The sequence below is a fragment of the Sporosarcina sp. FSL K6-3508 genome, from assembly GCF_038615825.1.
Taxonomy (GTDB): domain Bacteria; phylum Bacillota; class Bacilli; order Bacillales_A; family Planococcaceae; genus Sporosarcina; species Sporosarcina newyorkensis.
Map to the genome: position 1 here is coordinate 2998170 of NZ_CP152016.1, position 11378 is coordinate 3009547.

Below are 11378 nucleotides of genomic sequence, written 5' to 3' on the forward strand. Positions count from 1 at the left end.
CCTCCTACTCTTCGATCTCGATGATCATCTCAATTTCTATTGCTGTATTGTTAGGGAGCTGTGACATTCCAACTGCCGACCGCCCATGCTTACCCTTTTCACCAAATACTTTTCCAATTAAATCGGAAGCACCGTTCATCACTTTAGGCTGATCTGTAAAATCTTCTGTACTATTGACCATGCCCAGAACTTTTACAAATTGCTTTACCTTACTTAGTTCTCCAATTTCTTCTTTGACTACACTTATCAAATTCAGCATAGATTGCTGAGCTGCCAGGTAACCTTCTTCGACAGTCAAATCTCTTCCCAGTTTACCGTGGTACTGATCTACTCCTTGCCCAGCAGTGAACAATAGATTTCCCGTGCGAACGCACCGGACATAATCTCCAAGTGAGGGACGTAATGGAGGTAACTCCAACCCTAACTCTTTTAGTTTTTCTTCAGGTGTCATTTTTTCATCTCTTCCTTTACTGATATGTTTAAGAACTCCAATGCGTTTCTCCCTAGAATCGCTTCTCTTTGTTCATCAGTTAAATTAACCGTTTCGTCGACAACTTTCCCTGGAGGAATTTCGCGTAATAAGAAGGGATAATCTGAACCCATTACAATTTTTTCATAACCGAAACGATCAATTAAATAATTAAGATTTAAAGGATCGTAGTTCAAAGAATCGAAATAGAAGTTCTTTGCATAGTAACTAGGCAGTTCAGTTGTTTGTCTCAAATGAGGCCAAACTTTCCACCCCTGATCCAGACGTGGCAAGATATATGGGAAAGAGCCTCCTCCGTGTGCAAAACACACTTTCAATCGAGGGAACTTTTCCATTACGCCTCCATTAATCAAGCTGGCAGCAGCTAAGGCTGTTTCACTTGGCATGCCGACTGTGTACATAAAATTATGTCGTGGCATTCTTTCTTTACCGAGCGTTTCCCACGGATGAACAAACAACGGAACTTCCCACTTCTCTGCCATTTCAAAGAACTTTGTAAAATCTGGATCATCCAAATTCTTCCCATTGATATTCGTACCGATTTCTATGCCTTTTAAACCAAGGTCTTTGACACATCTTTCCATTTCACGGATTGAAACTTCAACGTCTTGTAAAGGAACCGTGCCCAGCCCGATAAAACGATCTGGATACTTCTTTACAGTTTCAGCAATAAAATCATTTTGTATTTTAGACATTTCTTCTGCTTGTTGCCCATCTGCCCAATAAGAAAATGTTACAGGAATAGGAGAGAGAACTTGAATATCTACACCTTCCGCATCCATATCCTCAATGCGCTTTTCAGGACTCCAAACTTGATCCGTCACTTCTCGAAACACCTTGCTTTCGACCATAATATTCGCGCCGCAAGAGCAAGTTTTTTCTAAAGTAGGCCAACGACCTCCGCCGAATTTCTCAACGAAATTAGGGATATCTTCAGGAATGATATGTGTATGAAAGTCTACTCTCATTTCCACAAACCTACTTCTTCAGACATTACGTGACCGCAATTATCACATGTACGAAGCTCTTCGCTACTATTAAACTCCTCGATTGCACCTTTAACCTGTGTTTCAATATTTGTCAGCTGAACCGTCTTTTTATGCATTTGCTGATCACAGTTTTCACAGAACCAAACGAAATCTTCGAGTTCTCCCTCGTCTCGTTTACGCTCGATCACTAGTCCATAAGTATCCGCTACGCGATGAGGAGAGTGTGGCATCATAGCTGGGAGCATAAATACTTCCCCTTCTTTTACTTCTACTACTTCGCGCTTTCCTTCGAAATTAATAACCTCTACATAGCAACTACCTTTAATTTGGTAGAAGAATTCTTCAGAAGGGTCCACATGAAAATCACGTCGTCTGTTCGGTCCGCCTAAAATCATACAAATAAACTCTGAATCTTCCCATAATACTTTGTTGTTGACAGGTGGCTTTAACTCATTTTTATTATCTTCGATCCACTGTAACAGATTAAACGCCTTAAGTTTTTTAATTGTAGAATTTGTCATTTGAAACCCTCCATTATTTTAATTTGTTATTTTTCGCAAAACGGATGAACATGTTTTGTACTTCACTAGTGCAGAATCACGGCAAATACAACACCCTCTCTTACTCTAGTAACTGTATCTTTACTATAATGAAACCGCATACATCATTCCACGCAATTATTTCACCATGTGGAATAGTAAGAATCTTTTCAATAAATTTTCTTGTTTTTTTACGCTCTACTATACTTTTTTCCGAGTTGACCATTTGAGAGAGATTCTCTAGACTTACGACCTGGCACAAGTATTTCATCTAAATCAGCAGGTACTATAACTTCTCCCGCAAAGTGCTTTGTTGCCAGCAAATGAGTGATGTCAGTAAGTGTACCTGGAAGAAAATGTGTAAGTATTAATTGCTTCGCTTCAGCTTGGCTCGCCATCTTGGCTGCTTGTTCAGGATCACAATGTTCTTTCTGTAATTCTTTCCAGATTCTTTTTCTTTCCTCGCTAATATTTTCTGAGTATATTTTGTTCGGTGCCAAGCAACAATCGACCACCATGGTATCGGCATTCAAAGATAATTTAACCAACTCATCAACTGGAGCCGTATCACCAGAAAAGACAACGGATTGCTCACCTGTGTCGAAACGGTAAGCATATGTCAAAATACTATGAATCATTTCAGCAGTTCTCAACTTGACTTGTTTGGGCAAATCAATTTCTATCTCGCCAGAGCTCTCAATTTCAATTATATTTGTATCTAACAACCCTTCAGAAGGTCTGCCAAGAGATAATTTATACGCGATATCCTCTTCATACATTTTTAAAATCTGTTGATGAAACTGTTTAGTGCCTTTGGGACCTATTAGAGTCAGCTTTTTTCTACTACTGAACCATCTTCCTAACAAGAATTGTCCATACCCTAAAATATGATCAGCATGAAGATGCGTTAAAAAAACATAATCTATTGAAGCTAGGTCTATATTCGCTTTACTGAGTTGATAGGAAACCTTTTCACCGCAGTCTATTAAAATAGGCTGATCATCAATCCATAAAATTTGTGCCGGACCTGATCTTTCTACGTCAGGCCACGGACTTCCAGTACCAAGCATTGTAACTTTTAATTTGGTCATCATTGTTCCTCCCTTTAAAGTTCTATTTTTCTAATCACTCATACTGTATATCGTTTTCTTCAAAGTACTTAACCGCGCCTGGATGGAAAGGAATCACAACCCCCTTTGAAACATTTTCTGGTGAAATATCAAATGAGCTGTGAACCTTTTTTATTTTCTCTTCATTTTCCATAATGAATTTTGTTAAGTTATAAACCATTTCATCGTCTACATCTTCATGTGTTAACAGCATTGTTTCAAATGCACCAATTGTAATATCTTCTTTTTGATCTTTATACGTGTTTGCCTTAACTTCCATAGATGAATAGTATGGATGGTTTTCCGTAAAAGAATCCAATTCACTTTCATCAAAAGGAATTACTTTTACATCCGTTAACTGGGCTACTTCCGTTATCAATGGTGCTGGAATAAATCCAGTTAAAATACCAACATCAATACTCCCATTTTGAAGACCTTCACTAATTTCGGCGTTTCCGAGCGGAATTACTTTTACATCCTCTTCGAACGACATGTCATACTCATCTTCCAATAGAGTTTGCATAAAGTTGTATGGCGAACTTCCTTTAGGAGCGACACCAACTTTTTTACCTTTCAAGTCAGCAATAGATTTCACTTTAGAATTTTCGGGAACTACGATATGAATAGCCGCATAACTAAACCATGTAACCGCTCTTAACTCTTGGTGTTCACCTGTGATAATAGGATCTTTACCTTCATAAATATTAGTTGCAATGTCTGACGCCGGTACCCCAAAGGCTGCTTTCCCCTTATCTTTGCGAGCGATTAAATTCTTCAATATTTCAGCTGATCCATTAACAGATTCAGTTGAAAGTACTACGTCTGGCATCTCTTTAGAGCTATTGAATAACTGACTTATTCCTGCTCCTATTACATAGTTAGTTCCTCCTGAGCCTGGTGTATAGAGAGGAACCACTCCAGCTGTTTTGCCTTCAGCGTCCTTCTTGTCACTTGTTTCGGTCGATCCGCAGGCAGCCAATACCAAAAGTATCGATAGTAATACCACAATAGACATTAAATTCTTTTTCATGTCATTCCTCCTGTTTTCCTTTACTTTTTTCTTACACTTATCCACTATTATTGCTTATAGAGACTTGTCTAATAAAATAGCTTTATTGGTCTTATTTGCAAATTTCCCCTCATATAAAAGCACAAGCACTATTACTACGAGCCCTATTACGGAAGATAGAACATCTACCCTGATAAGCATAATTGATCCAGCAAACAAAATTACTCTACTAAAGAAATTTAATTTGGCTGTAAAATAACCTTCAAGTGAAACTGCAATAGCATATACACCCATTAAAGCTGTGACCGTCGCGAATATAATAGATCCTGTAGAACCGATTAAGATCAATTCGGGTCCGAAAATAAACATATATGGAACAATGAACGCTACTAATGCGAGCCTACATGCAACCAAAGATACTTTCATCGGACTAGTTTTGGATAGACCTGCGGCCGCATAAGCTGCCAACGCAACTGGTGGTGTAATCGCCGATAGAGTTCCATAATAGAAGATGAATAAATGTGCGGCGATAGGAGGAACACCTAAGTCCACCATGGCAGGCGCTGCAAGAATTGCCAATACCAAATAGGAGGCTACGGGCGGTAATCCCATGCCCATAATAATTGAGGCAAACATTGTTAAAATACAAAGCAATAATAAACTCCCACCTGACAACTCCAAGAGAACGCTGGAAAAACGAAGACCCATTCCAGTCATATCAATAACGCCTATGACAATCCCAGCAGCACTACAAGCTGCTACTACCATTAAAGATAGTTTTACACCTTCTTGCAGAGCGGAGTATATTTGTCCCATTGACATCCTAGTTTCCTTCCTAAACAAACAAGCAATAGGAACTGAGATAATGGCCCAGAAGGCAGCATTATTTGCTGTCATTTGGAAAACCATCAATAGAACAACAAGTATTACTAATGGAAGCATCAAATGCCCTTTTTTAAACATCAATTCTTTCAAATTTACTTTATTCTCAACTTCTGTGGCTTGTAATCCTTCTTTAGCTGCTCTAAGGTCAACCATAATAAAGATAGCTACGAAGTAGATGATTGCCGGAATTAAGGCTGCAAAAGCAACTTGGGCATAACTGATTTGTAAAAAATCTGCCATTAAAAACGCAACAGCGCCCATAATTGGAGGTAAAATCATCCCACCAGTTGAAGCTACAGACTCAACTGCCGCTGCATAGGTAGGTTTATACCCTCCCCTTTTCATTAATGGTATGGTTAGTACACCGGTTGTAACTACGTTAGCTACTTGGCTACCACTTATGGACCCAAATAAAGCACTGGCTACCACTGACACTTTAGCTGCGCCACCTCGGTATCTACCAACTAATCCCATCGCTAAATCTAAGAACATATTCCCTGCTCCAGACTTTTCTAACATTGCACCGAAAATAACGAATAAGACGATATAGCTTGCTGAAACACCTAGTGGTATACCAAATACTCCTTGGTTTGACAAACCGATTTGAGTAACTATCTGTTCAAATGAATATCCAGAATGCTGTATCATCAAAGGGAGTCTATCACCGATAAATGCATATACCAAAAATATAATTGCAATAATCGGTAAAGCCATACCTAGCATTCTTCTCGCAACTTCGAGCGTTAATAAAATTACTAGAACTCCTATAACAATTGTTGTTAATGTAGGGGAGCTCATTTCCAATGGGAGATCTAAATATCGTAGTGTTAGATATCCACCTGCCACTAAGGAAAGAATAGCTAGAATACTATTAATCAATAACCCAAAACCATTCCGTTCTTTTTCAATTGAATCTTTACTTTTGAAGAACGGGTGTAATAGGAATACTAGTGCAAATGCTAAGGCCAAATGAATAGCGCGTTGCTGTGTCGCAGGAAATAATTGAATCCCGCCGGAGTATAAGTGAAAAAGCGCCATTGAAATAGCAAGCGTAGCAACTATACCTGTAAGCCATTTCCTCATCTTTTCAAATCCTTTCTTTAATGGAAGTAAAAATGCCTAGCGATAAAAAATATAAAACTTATTGAACCAACATAAAAGCGCTTTCATTTCTTAATAGTCTGAATTATATATCTTAAATCCATTTTAGTCAAATGTTTTTTAAATTATCTTTATTTCATTGTTTTATAAGTTAATTATGTGTAAAATGAAAGATAATTCAAACATAAAATATAATCTTTAAACTTTTATGGTACTAAGTAAAACTAAAATGGCATTCACTATAGGAGGTTGTTTAGCGTGATAAAAGAACTTTATGAAAAGAATTCAATAAAAGATAAGCGACTTAAAGACCTGCTCTCACTAATCTACGAATTTGGACCGATTTCAAAAAACGATCTAATTGCTAAAACAAAATTGACAACTACTACTTGTACAAGGCTATTGGATGATCTACTAATGGAGGGAGTAATAACTGAGAGCGGCTTTGGTGAATCAAGTGGAGGAAGAAAACCATTCTTATACGAAATTAATGCAGATTATTACTTTTTAATCGGCATTGATATATCTAGGTCTTATACCAAAGTTTTATTAATGGATCTGAAATTAAATGTAAAGAGTGAAGCTAGATTAAAAATGGATAAATCAAGTACCCCACATGCAACAATTAAATTTATTGAGCAAACTATTATTCGGATGCTAGTGGAAAGCAAACTTAATAAGGACAAAATCTTAGGTATTGGCATTGGCTCTATTGGACCCTTAGATAGTAAACGTGGCATTATCTTAAATCCCTACCAGTTCCCTTCAGATGGATGGAGGGATATACCGATAAAGGATATTCTTGAAGAAAAGTTAGATATAGAAGTAACAATTGACTATGGAGTGAATACTGCATTATTAGCGGAATACAACAACCATTACAAGGATATATACAGCAATGTAGTATATATGCTAAAAGGAGTTGGTAGTCGAACAGGTATGATAATCGATGGTCAGTTAAAACCAGGTACGGATAAGCTCGGTATACATGGTCAGGGGCATATGATAGTGGATATACATGGTCGGAAATGCTATTGCGGAAGCTATGGTTGCGTTCAAGCTTATTCGTCAATGCGAGCAATTACAAACGACGTAATAAACGCTCTAAAGCAAGGAAAAGAATCTATATTGACAGAATCAGTTACGGACATAGAGAGCATTAGTTTTGATGATATATGTAAAGCTGTTAACAATAATGACCCAGTATCCAGTGATATAGTAAAAAATGCGGCATATTACACAGGTATCGGCATTTCAAACCTCATCAATGTTTTACATCCAGATTTGATTATTGTTAATGGAGCCACATATAATATGAAGATTTTCTATGACACTGTAGTAAAGATAGCTACCGAACGAAGCAATATTATCTTTCCCGATCATGTACTATCTTTTAGCCGGGGTCAGCTAGGAGAAAACGCTACAGCTATCGGAGCTGGGAGACTTCTAGTTACAAAATATTTAAGTAGTTTATAAAAAGGATATTGTCGGACAGTTATTTTGTGACTGTCCGACCTATTTTTCTACACTTTATACCATTTCGGTTTAAAGAGAAGGATTTATATACTAAAACTGTAAAGGAGCAAATAAATATGAATATAACAAAGAAATTACTTTGGGAGATTTTTATTACATTTCTCAAAATAGGACCTGTTACGTTTGGTGGAGGCTATGCCATGATACCATTAATTGAACGCGAAGTTGTATATCGAAAAAAATGGTTAGAAACAAGTGATGTAGGAGATATATTTGCAATTGCCGAATCGATTCCTGGCGCAATTGCTATCAACTCCGCCACGTTTATTGGGTATCGTGTAGCACGAATACCCGGCGCAATTTGCGCAATGATTGGAGTATTACTACCAACATTTTTTATTGTTATAATTCTCAGCATCTCATATTTATATCTGCAAAACAATCCATTGATGGCAGCTGCATTCGAAGGTATTCGTCCAGCCATTGTCGCCTTAATTTCATTTGCAGCTTATAAAATAGGACAGATGGCAATTATAGATAAAACTACATTAATTACTACTATACTTGCTATTCTAATACTTTTAATCTATTCAATTCATCCAGCTGTTGTAATTATATCTGGGGCATTACTCGGTGTTGTTTTAGTGAAGACCAAAGTAAAACTAGGCTATGAAATGGGGCTATGATTAATTAGTACAACTACTCAATAGAAAAGGCTGGTGTAATTCTAATGATTTTTTTAGACTTATTTAGAACGTTTTTCATGGTTGGGCTTATCTCTTTCGGAGGGGGATATGCGATGATTCCTGTGATTGAAATGGAAGTCACTTCGCACAATTGGATGACCACTCAGGAGTTTACAGATATTATCGCAATCGCAGGGATGTCCCCCGGACCTATTGCAACGAATAGCGCTGTTTTTGTCGGTTATCATACTGCCGGGCTAAGCGGGGCAATAGTATCTACAGCAGGAATGGTCTTACCTTCATTGATAATAATTTTATTGGTTTCAATATTTTTCACAAAGGCTAATAAGCACCCAATTGTACAATCCGCATTTTACGGATTACGTCCGATAATTGTTGGGTTAATAATATTTGCTGCAATTAAATTTGCTATTTCGAATCAATTAATAGGATCTTTTTCACTTCACTCTCTAACGCTATTAGCCATATTTATTGTCTCCTTTATTTCATTAATAAAATTTCGTGTTCATCCAGCATTAGTGATTATCACAGCTGGTATATTCGGAATGTTCATTTATCGTTGAGATTTCTTATTTCAGACATTATAAAAGAGATGTAAACTAAAAAGGTGTTGATCACCTAATTAGAATTTCATCTCTTTCATGATTTGTCATTTTCCCTCGACGTAAATTCGTAAACCAGTCTATAAAATCTCGACAGATTCACCTACTAATTGATATGTCTGCATCACCTTTTATGCTTTGTAAAACTCTGCCGGTATAGAACCAAATACTCTTCGGTGATACAGCATCGGATCTTTTGAGCTATCGACTTTCAGGTCTACTACTTCGCCAATCAAGACGGTATGATCGCCAGCCTCAATCGCTTTGAACGTTTTACACTCAAACACGCCGAAAGCACCTTCGATAATAGGTAGCCCATTTTCTGATTGATGCCAATTACATGTACTGAAACGATCTTCGTGTCTGCTTGCAAATGTTTTACAAAGTTCAGATTGTTCGCCAGCCAATACATGTACTGCAAACTTTCCACCTTCCGTGAACTCTTTCAACGAAGAAACTCTATGATCAATGGACCAAAGTAACATAAGTGGATCAAGGGAAACAGATGCAAATGAGTTAACTGTCAAACCGACAGGTACTCCATCTCCTGTAGTAGTGGTAACAACTGTTACCCCTGTTGGGTAATTCCCCATAATATCTTTAAAGACTTGCTGTTTTTCTTCTTTATTCATCATGATCTCTCCCTAAAAATTTTTCTTTTTATATCAATCCATAAAAATTATAGCATAAGCACACTTCTACTTCATTGTATCTAACTACTAGATTCACTTTTCTAAGTATTCATATTACCATAATAATAAACGAAAAAGCATTATCAAAGTAAAACCTCTTACCTGATAATGCTTTTCTCACTTATATCCTCATTAATTGGCAACTGTATCCTTTGCCATTTCCAAAGAATCTCTCAATGCTTTGTCTACCATTTCATAGGATGGGTTATTACGCTTATGCGTATTATAGAACATACCCAATTTGCGAACCGGATCGCCAGAATAGTAGCGCTCATATTGAACGAGACGTTGACCGAATGCTTCGCCACATAGATCCCAAGCTAACTTAAAGAGTCGTACACGTTGCTCAGCTGATACTCCTGAGCGTCCACCGTAGTATTTCTCCATATCTTCTGCTGTTTCCGGATTAGCAAAATCAGCTCCTGTTGGAGACATTAGCAATCCGCCCGCACCGATAGTCTGCAGTATTTCCATAGCACGTGGGTAGAGTGTCGGTAGAATACCTCGAATCGTTTCTAATGGCACAATAGCAGGAACGGCCTCACCATGCGGGGTCATAACATACTCATACTCCGCCACCCGCACTAATGCACGGATTGTTTCTGCCCCTTGAATCAGCTCGGATAATTGGTTTTGTACATTCAAGAATCCGTCGACTCCTACTGCATCAGCAACTGAACAAGCAACCTCTGTTGCAAATGAAATCTTTGTTAAGCCGCGCACAGCTGACTGATGAGAAGGCTGCAAGTTGATGCCTGTTTTAGGATACAATAAGTTACCAGCTTCTACGTTTTGGTTGATGAATACACGTTCCCATGGTACAAGCACATCATGGAACACTAGCACTGCATCCATCTCTTCGAACCGGCTGGCTAGTGGATGATCCCATGTAGAACGCTCACCGTTTTGAGTTTCTTCCCGGCAATACATACGAAGCCCTGGGGTATCAATAGGGAGTGCAAACGAAATCGCATACTTTTCATCCCCAGGTTTGAAACTTGGGTACGAATAAATGATTACCTCGTCAGTGACAGGTGCAAGAGTAGCCAGCATCTTGGACCCGCGAACGATTAAACCTTCCTCCGTTTCACGTACGACTCCTAAATGGGTAAATTCATCTTCTTGTTCATTTGAAGCCTTGCTGCGGTCATTCTGCGGATTGATAATTGCATGTGTCAAGAACAAATCGTTATCACGGATATATTTATAATAGTTCACAATGTTATCACCCCAACGATCTCCATACTGTCTAAAGAACCAATCATTCGTTGCCATCCCTGTTACCACAGTTGCCAAGAAGTCTGGAGTTCGCCCCATCAAACCAAATGTGGCTTCTGCCCATACTTCAAAAACTCGTCTACGGGCTTGTAAATCTTCTCCATTTCTAGGAATGATAAATGCATTGTTTACTCTCTCACCCGTTTCTTCACAAACATGCGTAATATCATTTTGGTACTTTGGGTCGTGTTGCATATCATAAAGTCTGGCCATTTCTTTGATAGGTTGCTTGAAGACTGGTTCATCAGCCAGGTTTGTAATACGTCGACCTCCCAAGTATACTTCTGGTTGCCGTGACTTTACCGCTTTCATATAATCTGCGCCTGTTCTAATACCCATTTTGTATTCCTCCTATATGGTGATAGTATGATAATGACTAATTCATTGATGCATGAAGACCGCAAGAGTAATGATTGTAAGCCCTTTCATTCCGACTTATTAAAGAAGCCTACTACGAATCCCAAGGGATCTTTCCTCACTCCAGAAGCTTTCACTTCACTT

11 protein-coding genes are annotated in these 11378 nt (G+C 38.2%); 3 read left to right on the forward strand and 8 right to left on the reverse strand.

Going from position 1 to position 11378, the window contains the following annotated elements:
* Positions 1-4 precede the first annotated feature (4 nt).
* From MKX97_RS14955 to MKX97_RS14980, 6 genes are all read right to left on the reverse strand, one after another.
* Positions 5-451, reverse strand: coding sequence for a RidA family protein (locus MKX97_RS14955; RefSeq protein ID WP_009498735.1), 447 nt, complete (start codon positions 449-451; stop codon positions 5-7).
* Positions 448-1458, reverse strand: a complete 1011-nt coding sequence (locus tag MKX97_RS14960) for an amidohydrolase family protein (RefSeq protein ID WP_342536346.1) — start codon at positions 1456-1458, stop codon at positions 448-450. The genes MKX97_RS14955 and MKX97_RS14960 overlap by 4 nt, the downstream gene beginning before the upstream one ends.
* Positions 1455-2000 (reverse strand): 3-hydroxyanthranilate 3,4-dioxygenase, encoded by a 546-nt coding sequence (locus MKX97_RS14965; protein WP_009498737.1) that lies wholly within the window; start codon positions 1998-2000, stop codon positions 1455-1457. Before MKX97_RS14965 ends, MKX97_RS14960 begins: the two co-directional genes overlap by 4 nt.
* Before the next feature lie 209 nt (positions 2001-2209).
* Positions 2210-3112 (reverse strand): MBL fold metallo-hydrolase, encoded by a 903-nt coding sequence (locus MKX97_RS14970; protein WP_342536348.1) that lies wholly within the window; start codon positions 3110-3112, stop codon positions 2210-2212.
* 31 nt (positions 3113-3143) lie between these two features.
* Positions 3144-4157 (reverse strand): TAXI family TRAP transporter solute-binding subunit, encoded by a 1014-nt coding sequence (locus tag MKX97_RS14975; protein ID WP_342536350.1) that lies wholly within the window; start codon positions 4155-4157, stop codon positions 3144-3146.
* Between the two features lie 54 nt (positions 4158-4211).
* The gene (locus MKX97_RS14980; protein WP_342536351.1) at positions 4212-6104 is read right to left on the reverse strand and encodes a TRAP transporter permease; all 1893 of its coding nucleotides are present in this window, start codon (positions 6102-6104) and stop codon (positions 4212-4214) included.
* A gap of 276 nt (positions 6105-6380) precedes the next feature.
* Here MKX97_RS14980 and MKX97_RS14985 point away from each other — a divergent pair, with 276 nt between their 5' ends.
* From MKX97_RS14985 to MKX97_RS14995, 3 genes are all read left to right on the forward strand, one after another.
* Positions 6381-7598, forward strand: a complete 1218-nt coding sequence (locus tag MKX97_RS14985; protein ID WP_342536352.1) for an ROK family protein — start codon at positions 6381-6383, stop codon at positions 7596-7598.
* A 116-nt stretch (positions 7599-7714) separates the two neighbouring features.
* Positions 7715-8284 (forward strand): chromate transporter, encoded by a 570-nt coding sequence (locus MKX97_RS14990; RefSeq protein WP_340760546.1) that lies wholly within the window; start codon positions 7715-7717, stop codon positions 8282-8284.
* 44 nt (positions 8285-8328) lie between these two features.
* Positions 8329-8868, forward strand: a complete 540-nt coding sequence (locus tag MKX97_RS14995) for a chromate transporter (protein ID WP_342536354.1) — start codon at positions 8329-8331, stop codon at positions 8866-8868.
* A gap of 170 nt (positions 8869-9038) precedes the next feature.
* Here MKX97_RS14995 and MKX97_RS15000 read toward each other — a convergent pair whose 3' ends face one another.
* On the reverse strand, positions 9039-9542 hold the full coding sequence (locus MKX97_RS15000) for a flavin reductase family protein (protein ID WP_342536356.1): 504 nt from the start codon (positions 9540-9542) through the stop codon (positions 9039-9041).
* Positions 9543-9731: 189 nt separating this feature from the next.
* Positions 9732-11216: a 4-hydroxyphenylacetate 3-hydroxylase N-terminal domain-containing protein gene (locus MKX97_RS15005; protein WP_078818594.1), complete on the reverse strand. Its 1485-nt coding sequence runs from the start codon at positions 11214-11216 to the stop codon at positions 9732-9734.
* Between the last annotated feature and the right edge of the window lie 162 nt (positions 11217-11378).

What these genes read in the sequence shown, in the direction of transcription:
- MKX97_RS14955 (WP_009498735.1), bottom strand. Translation starts at nt 451, where the DNA reads ATGACACCTGAAGAAAAACTAAAAGAGTTAGGGTTGGAGTTACCTCCA.
- MKX97_RS14960 (WP_342536346.1), bottom strand. Translation starts at nt 1,458, where the DNA reads ATGAGAGTAGACTTTCATACACATATCATTCCTGAAGATATCCCTAAT.
- MKX97_RS14965 (WP_009498737.1), bottom strand. Translation starts at nt 2,000, where the DNA reads ATGACAAATTCTACAATTAAAAAACTTAAGGCGTTTAATCTGTTACAG.
- MKX97_RS14970 (WP_342536348.1), bottom strand. Translation starts at nt 3,112, where the DNA reads ATGATGACCAAATTAAAAGTTACAATGCTTGGTACTGGAAGTCCGTGG.
- MKX97_RS14975 (WP_342536350.1), bottom strand. Translation starts at nt 4,157, where the DNA reads ATGAAAAAGAATTTAATGTCTATTGTGGTATTACTATCGATACTTTTG.
- MKX97_RS14980 (WP_342536351.1), bottom strand. Translation starts at nt 6,104, where the DNA reads ATGAGGAAATGGCTTACAGGTATAGTTGCTACGCTTGCTATTTCAATG.
- MKX97_RS14990 (WP_340760546.1), top strand. Translation starts at nt 7,715, where the DNA reads ATGAATATAACAAAGAAATTACTTTGGGAGATTTTTATTACATTTCTC.
- MKX97_RS14995 (WP_342536354.1), top strand. Translation starts at nt 8,329, where the DNA reads ATGATTTTTTTAGACTTATTTAGAACGTTTTTCATGGTTGGGCTTATC.
- MKX97_RS15000 (WP_342536356.1), bottom strand. Translation starts at nt 9,542, where the DNA reads ATGATGAATAAAGAAGAAAAACAGCAAGTCTTTAAAGATATTATGGGG.
- MKX97_RS15005 (WP_078818594.1), bottom strand. Translation starts at nt 11,216, where the DNA reads ATGGGTATTAGAACAGGCGCAGATTATATGAAAGCGGTAAAGTCACGG.